Origin of the sequence: Streptomyces sp. NPDC002619 (assembly GCF_042889305.1) — a bacterium.
Taxonomy (GTDB): Bacteria; Actinomycetota; Actinomycetes; order Streptomycetales; family Streptomycetaceae; genus Streptomyces.
This window is the reverse complement of record NZ_JBIAQV010000016.1, coordinates 1-25,317: the sequence shown is the minus strand read 5'-3', so window position 1 is coordinate 25,317 and position 25,317 is coordinate 1. Positions and strand designations below refer to the sequence as shown.

Sequence of the window (25,317 nt, the reverse complement as noted above, 5' to 3'; positions counted from 1 at the left end):
GCCCGGGGGTTCGACTCCCCCGGGCGGTGCCCGTTCACACGGCGGCAACATTCACCGGACCGTCAGTTTTCGGCCGACATCACTTCGGGGTCCTGACATGTACGCGCCCCAGGTGTCACTCTTCCCTCACCCGCCGCAGCAGCACCGCAACTTCACATCACCACATACCCGGCCGGCACCCCCACGCCGTCCGGACTCCCCCACATGAAGGAGCTTGAGTGAGCCCCCTCTACGCGCGTCACAAGCGCGCCACTCTGGCCATCGCCACCGCTGTAGCAGCCGGAGCCCTGCTCACCACCGGCCTGACCACCACCGCCTCGGCCCAGACCCCGGCCGAGTCCACCGCGGCGGGTCCCACGGCACTGACCGCCGCGGCCCGCACCTCCCTGATCCAGAAGGCGCAGGACGGCGCAGCCGAGACCGCCCAGGAGATAGGCCTCGGCGCGAAGGAGAAGCTGGTCGTCAAGGACGTCGTGAAGGACGCCGACGGCACCGTCCACACCCGCTACGAGCGAACCTACGCCGGACTTCCGGTGCTCGGCGGCGACCTGATCGTCCACACCTCGAAGGCGGGCAAGGCCGAGGGCGTCACCAAGGCCACGAAGAGCGCCATCAGGGTGGCCTCGCTCAAGCCGCAGATCGCCACCGCCAAGGCGGAGAAGCAGGCGCTGACCGCCGCCCAGGCCGCGGGCTCCGCCAAGACCGCCGCGGACAGCGCGCCGCGCAAGGTGATCTGGGCCGGCTCCGGCAAGCCCGTCCTCGCCTACGAGACGGTCGTCGGCGGCCTCCAGGACGACGGCACCCCGAACGAGCTGCACGTCATCACCGACGCGGCGACCGGCAAGAAGCTCTTCGAGTACCAGGGCGTAGAGACCGGCACCGGCAAGACCCTGTACTCCGGCACGGTCACCCTGAACACCACCCTGTCGGGCTCGACGTACCAGCTGACCGACTCCACGCGCGGCGGTCACAAGACGTACAACCTCGCCCACAAGACCTCGGGCACCGGGACCCTGTTCACCGACGCGGACGACGTGTGGGGCACGGGCTCGGCCTCCAGCTCCACCACGGACCAGACCGCGGCCGCCGACGCAGCCTACGGCGCACAGGCCACCTGGGACTTCTACAAGAACACCTTCGGCCGCAGCGGCATCAAGAACGACGGCAAGGCCGCCTACTCCCGTGTCCACTACGGCAGCTCGTACGTCAACGCGTTCTGGGACGACAGCTGCTTCTGCATGACGTACGGCGACGGCTCCGGCAACACCCACCCCCTGACCTCGCTCGACGTGGCCGGCCACGAGATGAGCCACGGCGTCACCTCCAACACCGCGGGCCTCAACTACAGCGGCGAGTCCGGCGGTCTGAACGAGGCCACCTCGGACATCTTCGGCACGGGTGTGGAGTTCGCCGCGAACAACGCGTCCGACGTCGGTGACTACCTCATCGGCGAGAAGATCAACATCAACGGAGACGGCACGCCGCTGCGCTACATGGACAAGCCGAGCAAGGACGGCGGCTCGGCCGACTACTGGTCCTCCGGCGTCGGCAGCAAGGACGTCCACTACTCGTCGGGCGTCGCGAACCACTTCTTCTACCTGCTGTCCGAGGGCAGCGGCGCGAAGACGATCAACGGCGTGTCGTACAACTCGCCGACGTCCAACGGCTCCACGGTCACCGGTATCGGCCGCGCCAAGGCGCTGCAGATCTGGTACAAGGCGCTGACGACGTACTTCACGTCGACGACCAACTACAAGTCTGCCCGCACCGGCACGCTGAGCGCTGCGGCGGCGCTGTACGGGTCCGGCAGCACCGAGTACAACACGGTGGCGGCGGCCTGGTCGGCGGTCAACGTCAGCTAGCCGATGGTGGGCGGCACCCGGGAGCAAGCCGTTCCGGGTGCCGCTCTACCCTTTGGTGCCATGCCCACGGACTCTTCGGCGGACTTCACCTACGAGCCGGTCGGCGCGACCCGAGACAACCTCACGGTCTGCCCGCCCGGCTTCCACCCCCTGCATGTACGCACCCGCGTCGGCGAGGGCCGGCAGGTGTTCCTTCGGGCCGCCGAAGCGGTCCTCACCTGGGAGATGCACCGCGCCCTCGGCGTCGGCATCGACGCGACGGCGGACCGCGCGGCACCCGACGTCGACGTCACGGTCACCCTGGCCGGCGTCATCAAGGCGCCCTGCCGGGTGATCTGGACCGTGGAGGAACACCGCAGGGCGGGCTGGGCCTACGGCACGCTGACCGGCCACCCCGAATCCGGCGAGGAAGCCTTCCTGATCGACCGCACGGGTGACGGCACGGTCTGGCTGACGGTGTCCGCGTTCAGCCGGGCGGCGAAGTGGTACGCCAGAGCAGGCGGCCCGGCGACCCGAGGCCTGCAACACGCGTACGCCCGCCGCTGCGGAGCCGTACTGCGCAAAATGTGCGCACCGTACGACGAGGCCTGAACGCGAACACCTCGAAGTCGTCAGCGGCCGGTCACCGCAGCAACACCCCAGCCCCCTCCATCACGTCCTGCGACGGCACCGCCACCAGGCCCAGTTCCGCGCCCGAGGCGAGGAGGTGGTGGGACGGGAGGATGCGGACGGTGTAGCCGTACGGACCGGTGCGGTCCAGGGCCAGGGGGCCCTCGTAGAACCAGCGGCCCTCCAGGTCGGAGCCGCTCGCCGGTTTCAGCGGGACCGTCGACGCGTCCGTGATGCGGTCCTCCGCGTCGACGCGCCCGGAGACCGCCTGCACCTCGACGTCGTCGGGCGTGAGGCCGCCGAGGCCGACGCGGACACGCAGGCCCAGGGTGGCGCCCAGTTCCGCCGTGGACGTGGCCGCCGTCGTCTCGACGTGGTCGACCGTGACCCCGTGCCAGGCCGACCGGACCCGGGCCTTCCAGCCGGCCAGTTCCCGGGCCGCGTCCTGGGTGAGGGCGCGGTGGGCGTGGGCGGCCGGGGTGTACAGACGCTCCACGTACTCCCGGACCATCCGGCCGGCCAGCACCTTCGGGCCCAGCAGGGTCAGGGTCTGGCGGACCATCTCGATCCAGCGGTCGGGCAGACCGCTCTGGCCGCGCTCGTAGAACCGCGGCGTCACCCGCTGTTCGAGGAGGTCGTAGAGCGCGGCGGCCTCCAGGTCGTCCCGGTGCTCGGGGTCCGTACCGACGCCGTCCGCCGTGGGGATCGCCCAGCCGAAGTCGGGCTGGAACCATTCGTCCCACCAGCCGTCCAGCACCGACAGGTTGAGGCAGCCGTTGAGCGCTGCCTTCATCCCGGAGGTGCCGCACGCCTCCAGCGGGCGCAGCGGGTTGTTGAGCCAGATGTCGCAGCCGGGGTAGAGCTTCTGCGCCATCGCCATGCCGTAGTCGGGCAGGAAGACGATGCGGTGGCGTACGCGCGGGTCGTCGGCGAAGCGGACCAGCTCCTGCACGAGCCGCTTGCCGCTGTCGTCCGCCGGGTGCGCCTTGCCCGCCACCACGATCTGGATCGGGCGTTCCGGGTGCAGGAGAAGGTCCATGAGGCGGTCGCGGTCGCGCAGCATCAGCGTCAGGCGCTTGTACGACGGGACGCGCCGCGCGAAACCGATCGTGAGCACGTCGGGGTCCAGGACGCCGTCGATCCAGCCCAACTCGGCCGCACCGGCGCCGCGTTGCCGCCAGGAGGCGCGCAGCCGCTGCCGTACCTCCACCACGAGCTGCTCGCGCAGGTTGCGGCGCAGCTCCCAGATGTCCTGGTCCGCGATGTCCGCGACGACGTCCCAGCGCTCCGCGCCCCCGGCCGCCAGCTCGTCCTCGGTGCGCTCGGCGCCGAGTCTGCGGGCGCCGAGCCGGAAGACCTCGGGGGCCACCCAGGTCGGCGCGTGCACCCCGTTGGTGACGGAGGTGATCGGCACCTCGTCGGGGTCGAATCCCGGCCACAGCCCGGAGAACATCTCCCGGCTCACATTGCCGTGCAGCAGCGAGACGCCGTTGGCCCGCTGGGCGAGCCTGAGCCCCATCACGGCCATGTTGAACAGGTTGGGTTCGCCGCCCGGGTAGGTCTCCATGCCCAGGTTCAGGATGCGCTGGACGTCGATGCGCGGGAGTTCGGCGTCGGGACCGAAGTGCCGGGCGACCTGCTCGCGGTCGAAGCGGTCGATGCCGGCCGGGACGGGGGTGTGGGTGGTGAACACGGTCCCGGCCCGCACCGCCTCCAGCGCCGCGTCGAAGTCCAGCCCGCGGTCGACGAGTTCGGCGATGCGCTCCAGGCCGAGGAGGCCCGCGTGTCCCTCGTTGGTGTGAAAGACCTCGGGCTCGGGGTGACCGGTGAGCCGGCAGTACGTCCGTACCGCCCGGACACCTCCTATGCCGAGCAGCATCTCCTGGAGCAGCCGGTGCTCGCTGCCGCCGCCGTACAGCCGGTCGGTGACGCCGCGCTCGCCGAGGTCGTTCTCCTCGACGTCGGAGTCGAGCATGAGCAGCGGGACGCGGCCGACCTGGGCCAGCCAGATCCGGGCGTGCAGTTGCCGGCCGCCGGGCAGGGCGAGGGAGACCTGCGCCGGGCTGCCGTCGGCCTCCTTGAGCAGGGCCACTGGCAGCTCGTTGGGGTCGAGCACCGGGTAGTGCTCCTGCTGCCAGCCGTCCCGGGACAGGGTCTGCCGGAAGTAGCCGTGCCGGTAGAGCAGCCCGACACCGATCAGGGGTACGCCGAGGTCGCTGGCCGCCTTGAGGTGGTCGCCGGCGAGGATGCCGAGGCCGCCGGAGTACTGGGGCAGAGCGGCGGTGATGCCGAACTCGGGGGAGAAATAGGCGACGGCGGCGGGAAGTTCGGCGGACTGGTTCTGGTACCAGCGGTCGCCGGTCACGTAGTCGGTCAGGTCGCCCGTGGCCGCGGTGAGGCGGCGCAGGAAACGGCGGTCCTCGGCGAGTTCGGCCAGCCGGGCGGGCGGCACGCTGCCCAGCAGCCGGACCGGGTCGCCCTCGGAAGAGGCCCATCGTTCGGGGTCGACGGTCTGGAAGAGGTCGCGCGTCTCCGCGTGCCAGGACCAGCGCAGATTGCGCGCCAGGTCGCTCAGCGGCCGGAGGGGTTCGGGGAGAACGGGACGGACGGTGAACCGGCGAATCGCCTTCACATTCCACCTCGGGCGCGTTGCATGATGAGACACACGGCGATGTGCGTCTCGCGGTCTGTGACGACGGTACCGGTGTTGCCCCCGGCCCGCTGCGGGCTTCGCCGGGCAGCCCCCACCACACCTTCTTCATGACCGATATGGCCGATTCCGCGCCCATAGGCGTTCTTGTCGCGCTCCAGCCGCGCACGAGACGCAGCCCGGGGGAGTCGAGGAGGGAAACTCGAACCATGGCCCGGACGCGAACACGCCGTTTGCGCCGGGCGGGTGGCCTGATCGCAGCCGTCACGCACCCGTGGCCTCCCCCGCCCAGGTCACCAAAGCCCTGGTAACGCGGGCGGCGAGCGGCAAAGTGTCAGGCGCCGGACCGCGATCTGCGAGCAAAATCCTCCAGGTGTCCATGTCGTAATGGCAGAGTTGTCGTTACCGGCCCCGTTGCACCGGACGTGGCCGGTCTTGTGTGTAGACATACGCGTGAGTAGTTAACAAAGTGCCGGATTGCCCACCCGATTAGGGTGGGAAGGCTCCTCCGGTACGCCCCACAGGACCCCTCTCCCCTCAGCCATCCGCCCATACCCCCGTTGACGCGGACAGGAGCGGTCATGCCCGCCACGCACCACTCGTCACCACCCCCGACAAGCAGCAGGAACACCACGCGGGCCGATACGCCGGAGCGTATGGCCGGCCCCACCACGGCGACCGGCCGGACCGACGCCCGGCCGCCCTCCCGGGAAAGGCCGGCCGGCACCGAGGACACCGCCGTCGGCCGTATACCCGTCCTCGACGTCCGCCCCGTGATCCAACACGGATCCAGGCCCGCCAAGGCGGTCACCGGAGAGTCGTTCGAGATCTCGGCCACCGTGTTCCGCGAGGGTCACGACGCCGTATCGGCCAATGTCGTCCTGCGGGACCCCGAGGGCCGCCCCGGCCCCTGGACCCCGATGCGCGAACTGGCGCCGGGCACCGACCGCTGGGGCGCCACCGTCGCCGCCGACGCACCCGGCCGCTGGACGTTCACGGTGGAGGCCTGGGGCGATCCGATCGCGACCTGGCGGCACCACGCCGGGATCAAGATCCCGGCCGGGATCGACACGGAGCTGGTCCTGGAGCAGGGCGCGCGGCTCTACGAGCAGGCGGCCGCCCAAGTCCCCGAGGACGACGGGAAACGGGACGTCATGCTGGCCGCGGCGGCGGCCCTGCGCGACGACGGCCGGCCGGCCGCCTGGCGTCTCGCGGCGGCGTCGGCTCCCGAGGTGGGCGAGGTCCTGGCCCGCCATCCGCTGCGGGAGTTGGTCACCGCCTCGGCCCCGCTGCCCCTGCTGGTGGAACGCGAACGCGCCCTGTACGGCTCCTGGTACGAGTTCTTCCCCCGCTCCGAGGGCACCCCCCAGCAGCCCCACGGCACGTTCCGCACCGCCGCCCGCCGCCTCGACGCGATCGCCGCGATGGGCTTCGACGTGGTCTACCTCCCCCCGATCCACCCCATCGGCACCACCTTCCGCAAGGGCCGCAACAACACCCTCGACGCCACCCCCGACGACGTCGGCGTGCCCTGGGCGATCGGCTCCCCCGAGGGCGGCCACGACACCGTCCACCCCGCCCTCGGCACCCTCGACGACTTCGACCACTTCGTGAGGCGGGCCCGCGAACTGGGCCTGGAAGTCGCCCTGGACTTCGCCCTGCAGTGCTCCCCCGACCACCCCTGGGTGCACAAGCACCCCGAGTGGTTCCACCACCGCCCCGACGGCACCATCGCCTACGCCGAGAACCCGCCCAAGAAGTACCAGGACATCTACCCCATCGCCTTCGACGCCGACCTGCCCGGCCTCATCACCGAGACGGTGCGGGTGCTGCGGCACTGGATGGCCCACGGCGTGCGGATCTTCCGCGTCGACAACCCGCACACCAAACCCGTCGTGTTCTGGGAACGCGTCATCGCCGAGATCAACCACACCGACCCGGACGTGATCTTCCTGGCCGAGGCGTTCACCCGGCCCGCGATGATGCACACCCTCGCCCAGATCGGCTTCCAGCAGTCCTACACCTACTTCACCTGGCGCAACACCAAGCAGGAGCTGACCGAATACCTCACCGAACTCTCCGGTGAGGCGGCCGCCTACATGCGGCCCAACTTCTTCGCCAACACCCCCGACATCCTGCACGCCTACCTCCAGCACGGCCACCGCCCCGCCTTCGAGGTCCGCGCGATCCTGGCCGCCACCCTCTCCCCCACCTGGGGCATCTACAGCGGCTACGAACTCTGCGAGAACTCCCCCCTGCGCGAGGGCAGCGAGGAATACCTCGACTCGGAGAAGTACCAGCTCAAACCCCGCGACTGGGACACCGCCACCCGCGACGGACACACCATCGCCCCCCTGATCACCCGCCTCAACACCCTCCGGCGGACGAGCCCGGCCCTGCGGCAGTTGCGCGATCTCCACTTCCACCACGCCGACAAGGAAGAGGTGATCGCGTACAGCAAGCGGAGCGGATCGAACACGGTTCTGGTGGTGGCGAACCTCGATCCGCACCACACCCAGGAGGCCACGATCTCGTTGGACATGCCGCAACTCGGCCTGAGCTGGCACGAGTCGGTGCCGGTGCGCGACGAGCTCACCGGCGAGACCTATCACTGGGGCAGGGCCAACTATGTGCGACTCGAACCGGGGACCCGCCCTGCGCACATCCTCACCGTCCTGCGACCGTCCACCCCGCAGATCGGAGGGTCACCCACAAAATGATCGTCAACGAGCCCGTCCCGGACACCTTCGAGGACACTCCCGCCAAGGACCGCGACCCGGGATGGTTCAAACGCGCGGTCTTCTACGAGGTCCTGGTCCGCTCCTTCCAGGACAGCGACGGTGACGGCGTCGGCGACCTCAAGGGCCTGACCGCCAAACTGGACTATCTCCAGTGGCTCGGCGTCGACTGCCTCTGGCTGCCGCCGTTCTTCAAGTCACCCCTCAGAGACGGCGGCTACGACGTCTCCGACTACACCTCGGTGCTGCCCGAGTTCGGCGACCTGGCCGACTTCGTCGAGTTCGTCGACGCCGCCCACCAGCGGGGCATGCGCGTGATCATCGACTTCGTCATGAACCACACCAGCGACCAGCACCCGTGGTTCCAGGAGTCGCGACGGGACCCCGAGGGGCCGTACGGCGACTACTACGTCTGGGCCGACGACGACAAGCAGTTCCAGGACGCGCGGATCATCTTCGTCGACACCGAGGCGTCCAACTGGACGTACGACCCGGTACGCAAGCAGTACTACTTCCACCGCTTCTTCTCCCACCAGCCGGACCTCAACTACGAGAACCCGGCGGTCCAGGAGGAGATCCTGGCGGCCCTGCGGTTCTGGCTCGACCTGGGCATCGACGGCTACCGACTGGACGCGGTGCCGTATCTGTACCAGCAGGAGGGCACCAACTGCGAGAACCTGCCCGCCACCCATGAGTTCCTGAAGCGGGTGCGGAAGGAGATCGACGCGCAGTACCCGGACACCGTGCTGCTGGCGGAGGCGAACCAGTGGCCGGAGGACGTCGTCGACTACTTCGGCGACTACCAGAGCGGCGGCGACGAATGCCACATGGCGTTCCACTTCCCCGTCATGCCCCGCATCTTCATGGCCGTACGCAGGGAATCCCGCTATCCGGTCTCGGAGATCCTCGCCAAGACCCCGGCCATCCCCACGCACTGCCAGTGGGGCATCTTCCTGCGCAACCACGACGAGTTGACCCTCGAAATGGTCACCGACGAGGAACGCGACTACATGTGGGCCGAATACGCCAAAGACCCGCGTATGCGCGCCAACATCGGCATCCGGCGGCGACTCGCACCCCTCCTGGACAACGACCGCAACCAGATCGAGCTCTTCACGGCTCTCCTGCTGTCCCTGCCCGGCTCGCCGATCCTCTACTACGGCGACGAGATCGGCATGGGCGACAACATCTGGCTCGGCGACCGCGACGCCGTACGCACCCCCATGCAGTGGACACCCGACCGTAACGCGGGCTTCTCCTCCTGCGACCCGGGGCGACTGTTCCTGCCGACCATCATGGACCCCGTCCACGGCTACCAGGTCACCAACGTCGAAGCCTCCATGTCCTCCCCGTCCTCCCTGCTCCACTGGACCCGCCGCATGATCGAGATCCGCAAGCAGAATCCTGCCTTCGGACTGGGGTCCTACAACGAACTCCAGTCGTCGAACCCGGCGGTGATCGCGTTCCTGCGGGAGTACGAGGACGACCTGGTGCTGTGCGTGCACAACTTCTCCCGGTTCGCGCAGCCGACGGAGCTGGACCTGCGGTCGTTCACCGGGCGGCACCCGGTGGAGCTGTTCGGCGGGGTGCGGTTCCCGGCGATCGGCGAGCTGCCGTATCTGCTGACCCTGGCGGGGCACGGCTTCTACTGGTTCCGGCTCCGCAAGGACGCCGCCTAGCGGACAGCAGACCCTCGAAGGCTCCGGGTGGGACGGTTTCCCCCGCCCCACCCGGGGCACCCATCAGTAACACCCCGAGGACCGGGGAAAGGACGTGGCGTCATGGCGGAAACGGCCGCACCTTCCGGCACGACAACTTCCGGCTCCCTCCTCGCGTCCCTTGATCCGCTGCTGCGCGAGTGGCTGCCGAGGCAGCGCTGGTTCGCGGGCAAGGGCCGTCCGGTGACCGGGTTCTCCCCGGTCGCGGCCACCGAGTTGCTGCCGTCCGACAGCAATCTGGGCCTGCACCACCTGCTGGTCCGCGTACATCAGCCACCCACGCTGGGCGCACCGGCCCGGCCCGGCGACTGCTACCAGCTCCTCATAGGCGAGCGCGAGGCGCTGCCTCCCCGGCTGGCGCCCGCGCTGATCGGACACGTGACGGCCGGCCCGCTCGCCGGGCACACCGTCTACGACGCCCTGTACGACCCCCGGCCCGCCGAGGTGCTCCTGGAGGCGCTGCGCGCCCAGGCCCGCATCGGCGGGCTGCGCTTCGAACGGGACCCGGGCCAGGAAATACGGGACGGCCTCGTGGCCCGCCTGCTGACCGCCGAGCAGTCCAACTCCTCAGTCGTCTACGGAGATACGTTCATCCTGAAGCTGTTGCGCCGGGTCGTGCCCGGTGTCAATCCCGATCTGGAGCTTCCGCTGGCCCTGGCCCGCGAGGGCTGCGCCCGGGTGCCCGCGCCGACGGCGTGGCTGCGGGCCGACGTCGCCGGCGACGCCTATGTGCTCGCTGTCCTGCAGCCCTTCGTGCAGGGCGCGGCGGACGGCTGGGAGCTGGCGCTGCGTGAGCTGGCCAAGGGCGAGGACTTCGCCGCCGAGGCGCGGGCTCTGGGCCGGGCCACGGCCGAGGTCCATCTGGCACTCGCCCGCGCGCTGCCGACGGTCACCCTGGGCCACGGCCTGCTGCGGAGCCTGGTCGACGGCATGGTCGAGCGGTTGGAGGCGGCGGCGCAGGCGGTGCCGGCGCTGCGCCCGTACGAAGCGGGGCTGCGCTCCGCCTACCGGGCGCTGGACGGCCTGGCCGCCGAGGGCCGCACCTGGACCGCCCAGCGCGTCCACGGCGATCTGCATCTCGGCCAGTGTCTGCGCTCGCCGTCCGGCGACTGGTCGCTGATCGACTTCGAGGGCGAACCAGCCCGCCCGCTGTCCGAGCGGCGCCTGCCGCAGCCACCGGTCCGGGACATCGCGGGGATGCTCCGCTCCTTCGACTACGCCGCGCACTCGGTGACCTCGCCGGCCCCGGGCTGGGCGGCCGTGTGCCGGGACGCGTACTGCTCCGGGTACGCCGAGGCCGCCGGAAGCGATCCGCGTGCCGACCCCGTGCTGCTGCGGGCCTACGAGACCGACAAGGCGGTCTACGAGGTCGTCTACGAGGCCCGCCACCGCCCGGACTGGCTTGCGGTACCCCTGTCCGCCGTACGCCGTCTCGCCATCACCTCACCTTCGCCGAGGAGGCCCCACCCGTGACCCCCCGTCCCCCGTCCACCGGTCCGGATCCGAAGCAGAAGGAAACGGAAGTGGAGTACAGCGCCACCGAGAAGAACGAGACGAGCGAGAAGAAGGCTCCGGCGAAGAAGAGGGCTGCCAAGAAGGCGACGGCCGTGCCGAAGCAGGCCGGCGCGAAGAAGGCGGCTGTGAAAAAGGCGACCGCGAAAAAGGCGGCTGCCAAGAAGGCGGCCGTACCGAAGCAGAGCGCCCCGCGGAAGACGGCGGCGAAGAAGACCACGGCCAAGAAGGCACCGGCGAAGAACCCCACGGTCAAGAAGGCCGCCGCGAAGACTGTCGCGAAGGCCACCGCCCCGCAGCCCACCCAGCCCCTCGAGGTCGCCGTCTCCCCCGCCCTCGACGCCGGTGACCGTGAGCGGCTGCTGAGCGGTACGCATCACGACCCGCACGCGGTGCTCGGCGCCCATCCGGTCCCCGGCGGGGTCGCCTTCCGGACCCTGCGGCCGTACGCGCGCTCGGTCAGCGTCGTGTCGGGCGCCCTGCGGGCGCAACTGCACGACGACGGCGACGGCTTCTTCTCGGGGCTGCTGCCGCTGCGCGAGGCCCCGGAGTACCGGCTGCTGGTGGCGTACGACGAGACGGCCCTGGAGACCGAGGACGCGTACCGCTTCCTGCCCACGCTCGGCGAGCTCGACCTGCATCTGATCGGCGAGGGCCGGCACGAGCAGCTGTGGCAGTCGCTCGGCGCACACCCCACGACGCACCAGGGCGTGACCGGCACCCGCTTCGCTGTGTGGGCGCCGAACGCGCGGGGCGTGCGGCTGGCCGGCGCCTTCAACTACTGGGACGGCACGGGCCATCCGATGCGCTCGCTCGGTTCCTCCGGCGTCTGGGAGCTGTTCGTGCCGGGCCTTGGCGAGGGCGAGCTGTACAAGTTCGAGCTCACCCGTCCGGACGGCTCCCGAACCCTGCGCGCCGACCCGCTGGCCCGCCGCACGGAGGTCCCGCCGAACACCTCCTCGATCGTGACGGCGTCGCACTACGAATGGGGCGACGCGGAGTGGCTGGAGCACCGCGCGGACCGACCGGTGCACGAGGCCCCGTTCTCCGTGTACGAGGTCCATCTCCCGTCCTGGCGGCCTGGACTGACCTACCATCAGCTGGCCGATCAACTCCCCACGTACGTCAAGGACCTGGGCTTCACGCACGTCGAGCTGATGCCGGTCGCCGAGCACCCCTTCGGCGGCTCCTGGGGCTACCAGGTCACCGGCTTCTACGCGCCGACGGCCCGGCTGGGCACCCCCGACGACTTCAGGTATCTGGTCGACGCGCTGCACCAGGCCGGTATCGGCGTGCTGATGGACTGGGTGCCGGCGCATTTCCCGCGGGATGACTGGGCGTTGGCCGAGTTCGACGGGCGCCCGCTGTACGAGCACGAGGATCCGCTGCGGGCCGCACATCCCGACTGGGGCACGCTGGAGTTCGACTTCGGCCGTCGTGAGGTGCGCAACTTCCTCGTGGCGAACGCCGTGTACTGGTGCGAGGAGTTCCACATCGACGGCCTGCGCGTGGACGCGGTCGCCTCGATGCTGTACCTCGACTATTCGCGCGAGCCGGGCCAGTGGGTGCCGAACGAGCACGGCGGGCGGGAGAACCTGGACGCGGTCGCCTTCCTGCAGGAGATGAACGCGACGGTCTACCGGCGTTCGCCGGGCGTGGTGACCATCGCCGAGGAGTCGACCGCATGGGACGGCGTGACGCGTCCCACCCACCACCGGGGCCCGGGCGGCTTCGGCGGGCTCGGCTTCGGGCTGAAGTGGAACATGGGCTGGATGCACGACTCGCTGGAGTACATGCAGCACGAGCCGGTGCACCGCAAGTACCACCACCACGAGATGACTTTCTCGATGGTGTACGCGTACAGCGAGAACTACGTGCTGCCCATCTCCCATGACGAGGTCGTGCACGGCAAGCGGTCGCTGGTGTCGAAGATGCCGGGCGACTGGTGGCAGCAGCGCGCGAACCACCGTGCCTACCTGGGCTTCATGTGGGCCCATCCGGGCAAGCAACTCCTGTTCATGGGGCAGGAGTTCGCGCAGGGTGCCGAATGGTCCGAGGCGCACGGTCCCGACTGGTGGCTGCTCGATTCCGCGTACGGGGCGGAGGCGGACCACCGGGGCGTACGCGATCTGGTGCGCGACCTGAACGCGGTGTACCGCGCCACCCCGTCCCTCTGGCAGCTCGACACCGACCCGTCCGGTTTCCAGTGGATCGTGGGCGACGCGGCCGAGGACAACGTGCTGGCCTTCCTCCGCTTCGACGCGGAGGGCAGCCCGCTGCTCGCCGTCTCGAACTTCTCGCCCGTGGTCCGCCACGACTACCGCCTCGGCGTCCCCGACGACGTCCCGGCCTGGCACGAGACCCTCAACACGGACGCGGCTCGCTACGGCGGCGGCGACGTGACCAACCCCGACCCGGTCAAGCCGGAGCCCCAGGCCTGGCACGGCCGCCCGGCAAGCATCCGGCTGACCCTGCCACCGCTGGCTACGGTGTGGCTGCGCCCTGCCTGAGCCCCTCGGGCAGGGCACCCATGTGGAGCACGCCCAGCCGCTGGGTGGCCCGGGTCAGGGCGACGTACAGGTCGCTCGTGCCGTAGGCACCCGGCTCCACCACCAGGACGGAGTCGAACTCCAGCCCCTTGGCCTGGCGCGGATCGAGCAGGACCACGGTCCGCGTCAGGTCGGGCTCGGCCCCGGCCGTGACCCCGTCGAGCCGAGCCGCCAGCCGGCGGTGGAGCTCGCGCGGGGCGATCACCGCCAGCCGGCCCTCGGCGGGGGTGAGTTCGGCGACGGCCTTCTCCACCGAGCCGGGCAGGTCGTCGGCGACCTGCCGCACCCAGGGCCGTACACCCGTCGAACGGACCGAACTCGGCGGTTCGAAGCCGGGGTTCTCGGCGCGGACCACGGCGGCGGCCAGGTCCATGATCTCGGACGGGGTGCGGTAGTTGACCCCGAGCCGCGCGTGCTCCCAGCGCTCCCCGACGTACGGCGCGAGGATCCCCTCCCACGAGCCGACGCCCGCCGCCTCCGCCGTCTGCGCGGGGTCGCCGACCAGGGTCATCGAGCGGGTCGGGCTGCGCCGCATGAGCAGCCGCCAGGCCATCGGCGACAGCTCCTGCGCCTCGTCGACGATGATGTGCCCGAACGCCCAGGTCCGGTCGGCCGCCGCGCGCTCGGCGGCGCTGCGGAGGTCCTCCTCCTCCTGCCGCTCGGCGAACCGCTCGGCGTCGATGATGTCGTGCGCGGACAGCACCTCGGAGGCCTCCGGGTCGTCGTCCTCCTTGTCCTCGAACTCGAAGGTCCGGGAGGAGTAGGACACGTCGAGAACGCCCTGGGCGTAGGCGATCTGCGTCTCCCGCTCCCGTTCCACGCGCGCCCGCGCCACCCGCTCGTCCACGCCGAGGAGTTCGGCCGCTTCATCGAGCAGCGGTACGTCCGCCACGGTCCAGGTCCGGGTCACCGGGCGCAGGATCGCGGCCGCGTCCTCGTCGCCGACGTATCCCTCGGGGTCGGCGAGGAAGTCCGCGACGAGCCGCTGCGGGGTGATGCGCGGCCACAACTGGTCGATGGCCGACCAGACTTCGGGGTTCTCGGCGAGTTCGTCGCGGATCTGCGTGATGTCGCTGGCGTCCAGGAGGTTCTGGCCGTCGTAGGGGTCGGTGCCGATGCGTTCGGCGACCATGTCGGTGAGCGCATTGAGGATGTGGCCCTCGAAGTGCTCGCGAGCCACGTTGTGCGGCAGCTTCGCCGCCCGCGTGCGCTCGCGGGCGACGTTCACCAGGCCGTCGTCGAGCATGAGGATCTCGCGGTCGTGCGCGATCGCGATCACGGGGTCGGGTAGCGCCTGCCGGTCGCGTACGACCGCTGCAAGCACGTCCGCCATGTCGGCGCGGCCCTTCACGGCGGCCGCCTCGGGTGTGTCGGCCGCGGTCGCCTTCACACCGGGGAAGAGCTCGCCGACCGTCGAGAGGAGCACGCCCGTCTCACCGAGGGAGGGCAGCACCTCGCCGATGTAGCCGAGGAAGGCTGGGTTGGGGCCGACGATGAGGACGGCGCGCTTGGCGAGCAACTCGCGGTGTTCGTAGAGGAGATAGGCGGCCCGGTGCAGGGCGACCGCCGTCTTGCCGGTGCCGGGTCCGCCCTCGACCACGAGCACTCCCCGGTACGGCGCCCGGATGATCTCGTCCTGCTCGGCCTGGATGGTCTGCACGATGTCGCTCATACGGCCGGTGCGCGCCGAGTTCAGCGCGGCGAGCAGCACGGCGTCCCCTGAGGGGTCCTCGTGGCCGGTGCGGGTGGCGTCGCCGAGGTCGAGGATCTCGTCGTGCAGGTCGGTGACCCGGCGCCCCTCGGTGGCGATGTGCCGCCGGCGCCTGAGGCCCATCGGGGTGTGGCCGGTGGCCAGGTAGAAGGGGCGGGCGACGTCGGCCCGCCAGTCGACGAGGAGCGGTGTGCGCTCGGCGTCGTCGGTGCGCAGCCCGATGCGGCCGATGTGGTGGCTGGTGCCGGAGGTCAGGTCGATGCGTCCGAAGCAGAGCGAGCCGTCCACGGCGTTCAGCGCGGCGAGCAGCCCCGACCGCTCGGCGACCAGGATGTCCCGCTCCAGCCGGGCCTGCATGGGCTTGTCCCCCTGCGCGAGCGCGTCCGCGACGGCGGTCTCGGTGTCTCCGCGCAGCGCGTCCACGCGCGCGTACAGTCCGTCGATGAATTCCTGTTCGCGGCGCAATTCATCGTCTGGAAATTGGCTGTTTGACAATTCCGCTCCCGCCCGGATATACTCTGCACATTGAACTTCATTCGCGACGACACCGACTTGAAGTCGCGAATCATTGAATATACGCAAAGAAATCCCCCGGGCGCAATTGCCCGGGGGATTTCTTCTGTGCGGGGTGGGGTCACAGCACGTCGGCGAGCTCCTCCAGCAGCCGCCGCTTGGGCCGCGCCCCGACCATGGCCTTCACGGGTTCACCGGCGCGGAAGACCATGAACGTCGGCATCGACAGCACCTTGTAGGCATTGGTGGTCAGCGGGTTGGTGTCCACGTCCAGCTGGACGACCTTCAGCCGGTCACCCTCCTCGGCGGCGAGTGCACTGAGCACCGGCCCCATCTGCCGGCAGGGCGGGCACCAGTCGGCGGTGAACTCCACCAGCACCGGCAGGTCGGAGCCGATCACCTCCGCCGCGAAGTCCCCGTCGGTCACCTCGGTCACACCGGCGGCCTTGATCATCGTTAGTGCCCTCCCAGTTCGCAGGTGGGTTCCGGGCCTCCCGGAACCTGCGCGTCGGTGGCCAGCTCGTCCCGGGCCCGCTCGGCACGCGTCAGCCGGCCCACGACCTTCGTGCGTACGTCCCGCAGCTCGCCGATCAGCGCGTCGAGCTCGTCCAGCTTGCGCCGGTAGACCGCGAGCGAGGCGGGGCACGAGTCGCCCTCCGGGTGCCCGGCACGCAGGCACTCCACGAAGGGCCGGGTCTCCTCCAGGTCGAACCCGAAGTCCTGGAGCGTCCTGATCTGCCGGAGCAGCTTCAGGTCCCGCTCGTCATACGCACGATGCCCGTGCGTGTCCCGTCGCGCGGGCAGCAGCCCCCGCGTCTCGTAGTAGCGCAGCGTCCGCGTCGTGGTCCCGGCCCGCGCGGCCAGCTCACCGATTCGCATGGGTACGACCGTAGGCCTTGACGCCGACGTCAAGGCAAGGCCGACGGCTCAGACGGCCACCCCGGCCGACTCCTCCACCTCGAGCAGCGAGGCGCTGTGGCGTTCCTCGTCGAAGGCCTTTCGGCCGCCGCGCAGGCCGAACAGGCGCTTGGCCAGGGCGATGTAGAGGACGGCGAGGATGTTGAGGACGAGGGTGGCGATCTTCAGCCAGCTGATGTGCTCGGTGAGTTCGTAGATCTCCAGCGGCAGGAACGCTGCGGTGGCGACCACCGTCAGGTACTCCGCCCAGCGCTTGGCGTACCAGAGGCCGACCGCCTCGACGAGTTCGACCAGCGCGTACGCAAGCAGCACGGCCGCCACAAGCAGCAGTGTCGAGTGCTTGTAGCCGAAGGCCTTCTGGATGGAGCCGACGACCGGTGAGTGGTCGAGGTCGTAGTGGAAGTGCCTGAAAACCGGGCGGAAGACGTCCAGGTTCTCGTTGAACAGGCGTCGTACCGCGTCCTGGCTGTTGCTGAAGCGCCACACCGCCACCGCGACCAGCACGATGAACACCCCGCGCACGGCCCGCTCGATCGCCAGGAACCGCAGGATGAACAGGTCCCGCAGCACCTTGCCGCGCGGCACCAGCGGCGCGTCGTCGGCCGGTCCTGAACCGTGCGGCTCGCCGAGCACGAAGTCGCCGCAGCGCAGACACCGCCAGACCTCCCCGAGCGCGGTCTCGGCGTGCAGCCGCACCCGCAGCCCCGGGTCGTCCGGCGCATACGTGACATGGCCCTTGCGCGCGCAGGTACGCCGGTCCCAGTCCATCTTCATCCCCCGTGCCTCCCTGTGAGAACACACGGCACACACGAACGTGCCGTTCCGGTCGGTCCGGCACGGCACGTTAGTGGATGAGGGTGAGAAGCGTTCGAGAAGGTCTGCGCGCCCCGCTGTCCACCAGTTTCCCCTCCTCGGCCGGCTCCTCCGGTACGGCGTTCTCGCGGCGCGGCAGCAGCAGCGCCACGAGGACGGTGCCGGCGCCGAGGATCACCGCGCCGATCAGGCTGGTGTGGACTGCTCGGGGTCGCTCGCGCCCGCCGCCTGCGCGGCGACCTCCTTGGCCTTCTCGTGAACGACGGCCTCCTGGCAACGGAGGAGGCGGGCCGCTCGGCCGCGATCACGGTACTGACCGCGGCGGGCGTACCCGCCTCACAGGCCACCATGCTGGTGGCGAAGCTGAGCGATACCCGACCACCCGGCCCTGGTTCAGGCAGGGCCGGACCGCCGGAACCTAGGCCTTCGCCAGTTCCTCCCGCTGCTCAGGAAGGTCAGTCACAGTCGCGCCACCCTCGTCGAGCAACGTCGTCTCGTCGAACGGCAGCTCGCCGGCCAGTACCCGCTGAACACGCCCGGTGTCGATCTCCTTCGTCCACGTACCGATGAGCACAGTCGCGACCGCGTTACCCGCGAAGTTCGTCAGCGCACGCGCCTCACTCATGAACCGGTCGATACCGACGATGAGACCGACACCGTCGACGAGCGCGGGCTTGTGCGACTGCAGACCACCGGCCAGCGTGGCCAGACCCGCACCGCTCACACCCGCCGCGCCCTTGGACGCGAGCAGCAGGAACAGCAGCAGCGGAATCTGCTCACCGAGAGACATCGGCGTACCCAGCGCGTCAGCGATGTACAGCGACGCCATCGTCATGTAGATCATCGTGCCGTCGAGGTTGAAGGAGTAGCCGGTCGGGACCGTGATGCCGACCACCGGCTTGCTGACGCCCAGGTGCTCCATCTTCGCGATGAGCCGCGGCAGCGCGGACTCGGAGGAGGAGGTGGACAGGATCAGCAGGAACTCCCGGGCCAGGTACTTGAACAGCGCGAAGACGTTGACCCCGGCGATCACCCGCAGCAGCGCGCCGAGCACGATGAAGACGAACAGGAAGCACGTGATGTAGAAGCCGAGCATCAGCACGGCGAGGCTCTTCAGCGCGTCCAGACCGGCCGAGCCCACTACCGCGGCGATGGCACCGAACGCACCGATCGGGGCCGCCCACATCACCATGCTCAGGATGCGGAAGACGAGCCGCTGGATGTGCTCGACACCGCGCAGCACCGGCCGGCCGGCCGCCCCCATCGCCTGCAGCGCGAACCCGGTGAGCAGCGCGACCAGCAGCGTCTGCAGGACCTGGCCCTCGGTGAACGCGGAGACGAAGGTCAGCGGAATGATCGACAGCACGAAGTCGACCGGCGGCAGCGCGTCGCTGGACACCTGGGCGTGCCCGGTCTCCTTGAGCGCGTTGGTCAGATGGAGGCCGTCACCGGGGTGCAGGACGTTGCCGACAACCAGGCCGATGGTGAGCGCGACGAGCGACATCACCAGGAAGTAGCCGAGGGCGATACCGCCGACGGCGCCGACCCTGGCCGCCTTCCGTACCGAGCCGATGCCGAGCACGATCGTGCAGAAGATGATCGGCGAGATCATCATCTTGATCAGGTTCACGAAGCCCGTGCCGAGCGGCTTGAGCTCGACCCCGGCGTCGGGCCAGATGAGGCCCACGGCGATGCCGAGCGCCACCGCGGCGATGACCGCGATGTAGAGATAGTGGGTACGGTCCCGCTTCACGGCGGGTGCGGCAGGTGCCGTATCGGGGGAACTGGCGGCCACGGCTGCCCTCCTTGACGTCTTCGTCGGCATCACCGGCGTGCGGCTCACGTCCGGGGGTTATGAGGAATGCCGTGACTATCTCCCTAACCGTGACGGCGGTCACCCTTCCGTTCATTTAGTTCACGCTTAACCGGGCAGGCACACTGACGACATGCGCTTCCCCTCCCTTCCCCGGCCGCGCAGCCTGGCCGGACAGCTCTTCGCCATGCAGGCCGTACTGATAGCGGTCGTGGTGGCGGGGTATGCGCTGTTCACCTACATCAGCGACCGCGGGCAGGCGGAGGACGCGGCGGCCCGGCAGGCCACGGCGGTGGCCCGCTCGGTCGCGGACGCCCCGTCCGTACGGGAGGCGATCGGTACGGCGGACCCGACGGCCCGGCTGGAGTCGTACGCCCTCCAGGTCCAGCGGGACACCGGCGTGGACTTCATCACGATCATGAATCCGCAGGGCATCCGGTGGACCCACCCGGACACGACACAGATCGGCAAACGCTTCCTCGGCCACATCGGCCCCGCCCAGCACGGCCACACCTTCACCGAGACGTACACCGGCACGCTCGGCGCCTCCGTGCGCGCCGTCACGCCGGTGTGGGACGGCAACCGGGTCGTCGGCCTGGTGAGCGCGGGCATCCGTGTCGACGCGATCAGCCAGCGGCTGCAGGAGCAGGTCACCGCCCTGTTCGGCGTCGGGACCGGCGCGCTGGTGCTGGGCGCGGTGGGGACGTACGTCGTCAACGCCCGCCTGCGCCGGCACACCCACAACATGAACGCGGCCGAGCTGAGCCGGATGCACGACTACCACCAGGCCGCCCTGCACGCGGTACGCGAGGGGCTGCTGATGCTGGATGGCCGCTTCCGCGTGGCCCTCATCAACGACGGCGGCCGTGAACTGCTCGGGGTCGGCGCGGAGGCGGACGTCATCGGGCGGTCGGTGGCGGACCTGGGTCTGCCCGCCCCGCTGACCGGGGCGCTGCTGGCCTCCGAGCCCCGGGTGGACGAGGTGCACCTGACGGCCGACCGCGTGCTGGTGGTCAACACCTCCCCGGTGTCGGGCGGCGAGCGCCGCGGGACGGTCGTGACGCTCCGCGATGTCACCGAACTCCAGTCCCTGATGGGCGAGTTGGACTCGGAACGCGGCTTCACCCAGGCCCTGCACTCCCAGGCCCACGAGGCGGCGAACCGCCTCCACACGGTCGTCTCCCTGATCGAACTGGGCCGCGCCGAGGAGGCGGTGGACTTCGCGACCGCCGAACTCGAACTGGCCCAGGCCCTCACCGACCATGTGGTGGCGGCCGTCAGCGAACCGGTGCTCGCGGCCCTGCTGCTGGGCAAGACGGCCCAGGCGAACGAGCGGGGCGTAGAACTCGTGGTCTCCTCCGACAGCCGCCTGGACGACGGCGTGCTCCCGCCGAGCCTGTCGGCCCGCGACCTGGTGACCATCCTCGGCAACCTCATCGACAACGCGGTGGACGCCGCCCAGGGCAGCGTGGGCGCGCGGGTGACGGTGACGGCGTTCACGGACGGCGCCGAGCTGGTGATGCGGGTCGCGGACACGGGCACGGGGGTGGAACCCGCCCATGCCGAGCTGGTATTCCAACGGGGGTTCTCGACGAAGCCGTCCGGGCCCACGGGACGCGGGCTCGGACTGGCGCTGGTGCGACAGGCGGTCAACCGGCACGAGGGCACGTTGACGGTGGCTGAGGGTTCAGCAGAAGGCGAGGGCGGGGCCGTGTTCGAGGTACGGCTGCCTTTGAGTACGGCGCGGCACACCACCACGATGGCCCGGAGGGACGCATGACGACGGCAGGGCAGCCGATCCGCGTCCTCGTCGTGGAGGACGACCCGGTCGCCGCGGACGCGCACGTGCTGTACGTCGGCCGGGTGCCGGGCTTCGTGGCGGTCGGCAGGGCGCACACGGGCGCGGAGGCGCGGCGCCTCATGGACCGTACGCAGGTGGACCTGCTCCTCCTGGATCTGCACCTACCGGATGTCCACGGCCTGCAGTTCGCCCGCTCCCTGCGCGCAGCGGGCCACCACGCGGACGTGATAGCGGTGACGTCGGCGAGGGACCTGACGGTGGTGCGCGAAGGCGTGTCCCTGGGGGTCGTCCAGTACGTCCTGAAGCCGTTCACCTTCGCGACCCTGCGCGACCGCCTGCTGCGGTACGCCGAGTTCCACGCGGCGGCGGGCGAGGCTAGCGGACAGGACGAGGTCGACCGCGCGCTGGCGACCCTGCGCGCCCCGAGCCCGGCGGCCCTGCCGAAGGGCCTGAGCGCCCCCACGCTGGAACGGGTCACGGTGGCCCTCCGCGACTGCGCGGACGGCCTCACGGCCACGGGCGTCGCCGAGGCGGTCGGCATCTCCCGCATCACGGCCCGCCGTTACCTGGAACACCTGGTGGACGCGGGCCGAGCGGCCCGCAGCCCGCAGTACGGCACGGTGGGACGGCCGGAGTTGCAGTACCGGTGGGTGAAGGGGCAATAGCCCCCTCACCCCGCCCGAGCCACTGAAGTCCGGCGACTGACATGTTTCGTCGCCCAACCCCAATCCACCGCACGCTCATTGACCTGGCTAGACCACTCCTCTTACCTTCACACGGGCAACCACCCAGGCCACAGCGACGTGTGCCCGTAGGAGGTCATGCCCGTGCGCCCCACCGCCGTACCACTCTCCCTCGCTGCCCTCGCCCTCGCCGCGACCGCGCTCACCGGCTGCGGCAGCGGATCCGGCAGCAGCCCCGACACCGTGAAGATCTCCTTCAAGCAGTCGACGGACAACTCGATCCATGTCATGGACGACTATCTCGCCGGCATCAAGAAGGAGTTCGAGAAGAAGTACCCGGGCAAGAAGGTCCAGCTCGTCCCCATCAAGGCCCCGGACTCGGAGTACTACACCAAGCTCCAGCAGATGCTCCGCTCCCCCAAGACCGCCCCGGATCTCGTCTACGAGGACACCTTCCTCATCAACTCGGACATCACCAGCGGGTATCTGAAGCCCCTTGATCCCTACCTCGACAAGTGGGCGGACTGGGACCAGTTCATCGACACGGCGAAGTCCGCGGCGAAGGCCGAGGACGGGAAGACGTACGGCGTCCCGGACGGCACCGACACCCGCGGACTCTGGTTCGACAAGCGGGTGTTCGCGAAGGCGGGGCTGCCCGCCGACTGGCAGCCGAAGACCTGGGACGACATCCTCACCGCCGCCCGGACCATCAAGGAGAAGGTCCCGGGCGCCACTCCCCTCAACGTCTACACCGGCAAGCCCGCGGGCGAGGCCGCCACCATGCAGGGCTTCGAGATGCTCCTGTACGGGACCAACGACGGGACGTCGGACCCCCTGTACGACAGCGCCTCCAAGAAGTGGATCGCCGGGACGCAGGGATTCAAGGACGCCCTCGCCTTCGTGGAGACCGTCTACAAGGAGAAGCTCGGGCCCGACGTCTCCGACGCCCTCGACCCCAACTTCGGTACCCGCGTGCGCGGTGAGCTGCTTCCGCAGGGCAAGCTCGGCATCGACCTCGACGGCTCCTGGCTCCCGCAGGACTGGCTGAGCGGCAGTGGGCATGAATGGCCCGACTGGTCCAAGCAGTTGGGGCTCGCGCACATGCCCACCCAGCACGGCCAGGCCCCGGGCAAGGTGAGCATGTCCGGCGGCTGGACCTGGTCGATCCCGGCCAAGGCGGGCAACCCCGACCTCGCCTTCGACTTCGTCAAGACGATGCAGACCAAAGCGAACGCGCAGAAGTGGTACATCGCCAACTCCGGTATCGCCGTGCGCAAGGACGTCGCCGCCGATCCGACGTACGTCCAGGCCCAGCCCGGCATCAAGTTCTTCACCGACCTGGTCGCCAGCACCCACTACCGGCCCGCCTACCCGGCGTACCCGAAGGTCTCCACCGCCATCCAGGAGGCCATGGAGGGTGTGACGACGGGGGACGCGTCCGTGGACAAGGCGGCGAGCGGCTACGACGACGCGCTCAAGGCGGCCACGAACAACCAGGTCGTCCAGAAGTGAGCGCCGGGTCATGACCACCGCGTCGCATCCGGGCCCGGGGATCACCAAGGCCTCCCCGGGCCCCACGCCCGGTCCGCCCGTCCCCCGGCCGCATCGCCCCCACCGCCTCCGCCTCGTCCTCACCCGCCTGCTTCCCCTCTCCCCGGCCGTCGTTCTGCTGCTCCTGTTCCTCGCCGGACCCATCGTCTACTGCGCCTATATCGCCTTCACCGACCTGCAGTTGACCGGTCAGGCCCACGCGTCGTTCGTCGGGTTCGACAACTTCCGTACGGCGTTCCAGGACGACGCGTTCCTGAACGCCGTATGGCTGACGCTGGTGTTCACGGTGCTGTCGTCCCTCGTCGGCCAGAACACGCTGGGGCTGGCGCTGGCCGCGCTGATGCAGCGGGCGTCGAAGCCGGTGCGCACGCTCACCGGCGGAGTCGTGATCACGGCGTGGGTGCTGCCGGAAGTGGTCGCCGGGTTCCTGCTGTACGCCTTCTTCCGGCGCGAGGGGACGCTGAACGCCATCCTGGAATGGCTCCATCTACCGAGCCAGAACTGGCTGTTCACGCTCCCGATCCTCGCGGTGTCCTTCGCCAACGTCTGGCGCGGCACCGCGTTCTCCATGCTCGTCTACTCGGCCGCGCTGAACGAGATCCCGCAGGAGATCACGGAGGCGGCCGAGGTGGACGGCGCGGGCGGCTGGCGGCGCATGTGGCACATCACGCTGCCGATGATCCGTCGTTCCATCGGCACCAACCTGATGCTCAACACCCTCCAGACGCTCTCGGTGTTCGGGCTGATCTGGGTGATGACGCGGGGTGGGCCCGGCAACCGCAGTCAGACCCTGCCGCTGTTCATGTACGAGCAGGCCTTCCAGAACAGCATGATCGGATACGGGACGGCAGTCGCCCTGCTGCTGCTCCTCGTCGGTTCGCTGTTCTCGGTCGTGTATCTGCGCCTGCTGCGGACGGAGGTCTGACGAAAGCCATGGCCCGAACCCTTGCCTCCCGCCGTACGGCCCACCGACTGGCCGCCGACACGGGGCTGTTGTGTGTCGCCGTCGCCTTCGCGCTGCCGCTCGCCTGGGTGGTGCTCTCCGCCCTCGACCCGCACGCGGACCTGCGCGTGAAGGTGCCCGACGGCCTCTCCCTCGACAACTTCGACTCGGTCCTCACCCCCGACATCACCCTCACCCCGCTGCTCAACAGCCTGATCCTGTGCGGCGGGGCAACGCTGCTGACCGTGGTGTGCGCCGCGCTCGCGGCCTATCCGCTGTCCCGGTTCCGCTCCCGGCTCAACCGGCCGTTCCTGCTGACGGTCCTGTTCGCGACGAGCCTGCCGATCACGGCGATCATGGTGCCGGTGTACGCCCTGTTCGTCAGGGTGAACCTCATCGACACCATGCAGGGCACGATCCTGTTCTTCGCCGCGTCCCAACTCCCGTTCGCCATCTGGCTGATGAAGAACTTCATGGACGGGGTGCCGAAGGAGCTGGAGGAGGCAGCGTGGACGGACGGGGCCTCGTCGCTTCAGTCGCTCGTGCGGATCGTGCTGCCGCTGATGGGCCCGGGCGTCGCCGTGGTGACCGTCTTCTCCTTCGTCATGATGTGGGGCAACTTCTTCGTCCCGTTCATGCTGCTGCTCACCCCGGACCAGATGCCGGCCTCGGTCAGCATCAACGAGTTCTTCGGCAACCGGGGCATGGTGGCGTACGGCCAGCTGGCCGCGTTCTCGGTCATCTACTCGACGCCGGTGATCCTGCTGTACGTGCTGGTCGCGCGGCGGTTGGGAGGTGGGTTCGCGCTGGGCGGGGCGGTGAAGGGGTGACGAATACCGTCTAGAAGACTGCTGAAAATCTTGCTGGGGCGCTGTCCGGCCGGGAGGCCGGGCGGCCCCTTTCGCTATGCGGTGGCCGGGGCGAGGCGCCAGG

18 protein-coding genes and 1 pseudogene are annotated in these 25,317 nt (G+C 69.8%); 12 read left to right on the top strand and 7 right to left on the bottom strand.

The window, feature by feature from the left end; translation table 11 throughout:
- Window positions 1-218: 218 nt before the first annotated feature.
- Both ACFYXB_RS24195 and ACFYXB_RS24190 read left to right on the top strand, forming a co-directional pair.
- On the top strand, window positions 219-1,862 hold the full coding sequence (locus tag ACFYXB_RS24195) for a M4 family metallopeptidase (protein ID WP_389585764.1): 1,644 nt from the start codon (window positions 219-221) through the stop codon (window positions 1,860-1,862).
- Between the two features lie 60 nt (window positions 1,863-1,922).
- Window positions 1,923-2,453 (top strand): DUF1990 domain-containing protein, encoded by a 531-nt coding sequence (locus ACFYXB_RS24190; RefSeq protein WP_389585762.1) that lies wholly within the window; start codon window positions 1,923-1,925, stop codon window positions 2,451-2,453.
- A 31-nt stretch (window positions 2,454-2,484) separates the two neighbouring features.
- On the opposite strand, the gene ACFYXB_RS24185 is transcribed toward ACFYXB_RS24190, so the two are convergent.
- On the bottom strand, window positions 2,485-5,103 hold the full coding sequence (locus ACFYXB_RS24185; RefSeq protein ID WP_389585760.1) for a glycosyltransferase family 1 protein: 2,619 nt from the start codon (window positions 5,101-5,103) through the stop codon (window positions 2,485-2,487).
- A 599-nt stretch (window positions 5,104-5,702) separates the two neighbouring features.
- Between ACFYXB_RS24185 and ACFYXB_RS24180 the strand changes: the two genes are divergently transcribed.
- From ACFYXB_RS24180 to glgB, 4 genes are all read left to right on the top strand, one after another.
- The gene (locus tag ACFYXB_RS24180; RefSeq protein ID WP_389585757.1) at window positions 5,703-7,841 is read left to right on the top strand and encodes an alpha-1,4-glucan--maltose-1-phosphate maltosyltransferase; all 2,139 of its coding nucleotides are present in this window, start codon (window positions 5,703-5,705) and stop codon (window positions 7,839-7,841) included.
- Window positions 7,838-9,538, top strand: coding sequence for a maltose alpha-D-glucosyltransferase (gene treS, locus ACFYXB_RS24175; RefSeq protein ID WP_389585755.1), 1,701 nt, complete (start codon window positions 7,838-7,840; stop codon window positions 9,536-9,538). The genes ACFYXB_RS24180 and treS overlap by 4 nt, the downstream gene beginning before the upstream one ends.
- A 102-nt stretch (window positions 9,539-9,640) precedes the next feature.
- Window positions 9,641-11,050, top strand: a complete 1,410-nt coding sequence (locus tag ACFYXB_RS24170; RefSeq protein ID WP_389585752.1) for a maltokinase — start codon at window positions 9,641-9,643, stop codon at window positions 11,048-11,050.
- Window positions 11,047-13,599, top strand: coding sequence for a 1,4-alpha-glucan branching enzyme (glgB, locus tag ACFYXB_RS24165; RefSeq protein ID WP_389585749.1), 2,553 nt, complete (start codon window positions 11,047-11,049; stop codon window positions 13,597-13,599). The genes ACFYXB_RS24170 and glgB overlap by 4 nt, the downstream gene beginning before the upstream one ends.
- Here the strand turns inward: glgB and ACFYXB_RS24160 are convergent.
- The 5 genes from ACFYXB_RS24160 to ACFYXB_RS24140 all read right to left on the bottom strand — a co-directional run bounded on the left by ACFYXB_RS24160 (window position 13,574) and on the right by ACFYXB_RS24140 (window position 17,771).
- Window positions 13,574-15,814, bottom strand: a complete 2,241-nt coding sequence (locus tag ACFYXB_RS24160) for a HelD family protein (protein WP_389585745.1) — start codon at window positions 15,812-15,814, stop codon at window positions 13,574-13,576. The genes glgB and ACFYXB_RS24160 overlap by 26 nt on opposite strands.
- Before the next feature lie 169 nt (window positions 15,815-15,983).
- Window positions 15,984-16,298, bottom strand: a complete 315-nt coding sequence (locus ACFYXB_RS24155; RefSeq protein ID WP_351366005.1) for a thioredoxin domain-containing protein — start codon at window positions 16,296-16,298, stop codon at window positions 15,984-15,986.
- Between the two features lie 20 nt (window positions 16,299-16,318).
- The gene (locus ACFYXB_RS24150) at window positions 16,319-16,741 is read right to left on the bottom strand and encodes a MerR family transcriptional regulator (RefSeq protein WP_389585742.1); all 423 of its coding nucleotides are present in this window, start codon (window positions 16,739-16,741) and stop codon (window positions 16,319-16,321) included.
- A gap of 48 nt (window positions 16,742-16,789) precedes the next feature.
- A complete protein-coding gene (locus ACFYXB_RS24145) occupies window positions 16,790-17,554 on the bottom strand; it encodes a DUF2127 domain-containing protein (RefSeq protein WP_389585739.1) in 765 nt (254 codons plus the stop codon).
- A 70-nt stretch (window positions 17,555-17,624) separates the two neighbouring features.
- Complete coding sequence (locus tag ACFYXB_RS24140; protein ID WP_389585736.1) at window positions 17,625-17,771, bottom strand: hypothetical protein; 147 nt, start codon at window positions 17,769-17,771, stop codon at window positions 17,625-17,627.
- Window positions 17,772-17,848: 77 nt separating this feature from the next.
- Between ACFYXB_RS24140 and ACFYXB_RS24135 the strand changes: the two are divergent.
- Window positions 17,849-17,965 (top strand): annotated as a pseudogene (locus ACFYXB_RS24135) (TetR/AcrR family transcriptional regulator); the annotation flags it as partial.
- Window positions 17,966-18,011: 46 nt separating this feature from the next.
- On the opposite strand, the gene ACFYXB_RS24130 reads toward ACFYXB_RS24135, so the two are convergent.
- Window positions 18,012-19,418, bottom strand: a complete 1,407-nt coding sequence (locus ACFYXB_RS24130) for a cation:dicarboxylate symporter family transporter (RefSeq protein ID WP_389586064.1) — start codon at window positions 19,416-19,418, stop codon at window positions 18,012-18,014.
- Window positions 19,419-19,539: 121 nt separating this feature from the next.
- On the opposite strand from ACFYXB_RS24130, the gene ACFYXB_RS24125 reads away from it, so the two are divergent.
- The 5 genes from ACFYXB_RS24125 (at window position 19,540) to ACFYXB_RS24105 (ending at window position 25,214) form a co-directional block, all read left to right on the top strand.
- Window positions 19,540-21,186: an ATP-binding protein gene (locus tag ACFYXB_RS24125; protein WP_389585733.1), complete on the top strand. Its 1,647-nt coding sequence runs from the start codon at window positions 19,540-19,542 to the stop codon at window positions 21,184-21,186.
- Window positions 21,183-21,872 (top strand): response regulator, encoded by a 690-nt coding sequence (locus tag ACFYXB_RS24120; protein WP_389585730.1) that lies wholly within the window; start codon window positions 21,183-21,185, stop codon window positions 21,870-21,872. Before ACFYXB_RS24125 ends, ACFYXB_RS24120 begins: the two co-directional genes overlap by 4 nt.
- A 156-nt stretch (window positions 21,873-22,028) precedes the next feature.
- A complete protein-coding gene (locus tag ACFYXB_RS24115; RefSeq protein ID WP_389585727.1) occupies window positions 22,029-23,402 on the top strand; it encodes an extracellular solute-binding protein in 1,374 nt (457 codons plus the stop codon).
- A gap of 10 nt (window positions 23,403-23,412) precedes the next feature.
- On the top strand, window positions 23,413-24,366 hold the full coding sequence (locus tag ACFYXB_RS24110; protein ID WP_351350152.1) for a sugar ABC transporter permease: 954 nt from the start codon (window positions 23,413-23,415) through the stop codon (window positions 24,364-24,366).
- Window positions 24,367-24,374: 8 nt separating this feature from the next.
- The gene (locus ACFYXB_RS24105; protein ID WP_351350154.1) at window positions 24,375-25,214 is read left to right on the top strand and encodes a carbohydrate ABC transporter permease; all 840 of its coding nucleotides are present in this window, start codon (window positions 24,375-24,377) and stop codon (window positions 25,212-25,214) included.
- Window positions 25,215-25,317 lie beyond the last annotated feature (103 nt).

What these genes read in the sequence shown, in the direction of transcription:
- ACFYXB_RS24125 (WP_389585733.1), top strand. Translation starts at nt 19,540, where the DNA reads ATGCGCTTCCCCTCCCTTCCCCGGCCGCGCAGCCTGGCCGGACAGCTC.
- ACFYXB_RS24130 (WP_389586064.1), bottom strand. Translation starts at nt 19,418, where the DNA reads ATGCCGACGAAGACGTCAAGGAGGGCAGCCGTGGCCGCCAGTTCCCCC.
- ACFYXB_RS24115 (WP_389585727.1), top strand. Translation starts at nt 22,029, where the DNA reads ATGCCCGTGCGCCCCACCGCCGTACCACTCTCCCTCGCTGCCCTCGCC.
- ACFYXB_RS24190 (WP_389585762.1), top strand. Translation starts at nt 1,923, where the DNA reads ATGCCCACGGACTCTTCGGCGGACTTCACCTACGAGCCGGTCGGCGCG.
- ACFYXB_RS24105 (WP_351350154.1), top strand. Translation starts at nt 24,375, where the DNA reads ATGGCCCGAACCCTTGCCTCCCGCCGTACGGCCCACCGACTGGCCGCC.
- ACFYXB_RS24120 (WP_389585730.1), top strand. Translation starts at nt 21,183, where the DNA reads ATGACGACGGCAGGGCAGCCGATCCGCGTCCTCGTCGTGGAGGACGAC.
- ACFYXB_RS24170 (WP_389585752.1), top strand. Translation starts at nt 9,641, where the DNA reads ATGGCGGAAACGGCCGCACCTTCCGGCACGACAACTTCCGGCTCCCTC.
- ACFYXB_RS24110 (WP_351350152.1), top strand. Translation starts at nt 23,413, where the DNA reads ATGACCACCGCGTCGCATCCGGGCCCGGGGATCACCAAGGCCTCCCCG.
- ACFYXB_RS24180 (WP_389585757.1), top strand. Translation starts at nt 5,703, where the DNA reads ATGCCCGCCACGCACCACTCGTCACCACCCCCGACAAGCAGCAGGAAC.
- ACFYXB_RS24150 (WP_389585742.1), bottom strand. Translation starts at nt 16,741, where the DNA reads ATGCGAATCGGTGAGCTGGCCGCGCGGGCCGGGACCACGACGCGGACG.
- ACFYXB_RS24145 (WP_389585739.1), bottom strand. Translation starts at nt 17,554, where the DNA reads ATGAAGATGGACTGGGACCGGCGTACCTGCGCGCGCAAGGGCCATGTC.
- treS (WP_389585755.1), top strand. Translation starts at nt 7,838, where the DNA reads ATGATCGTCAACGAGCCCGTCCCGGACACCTTCGAGGACACTCCCGCC.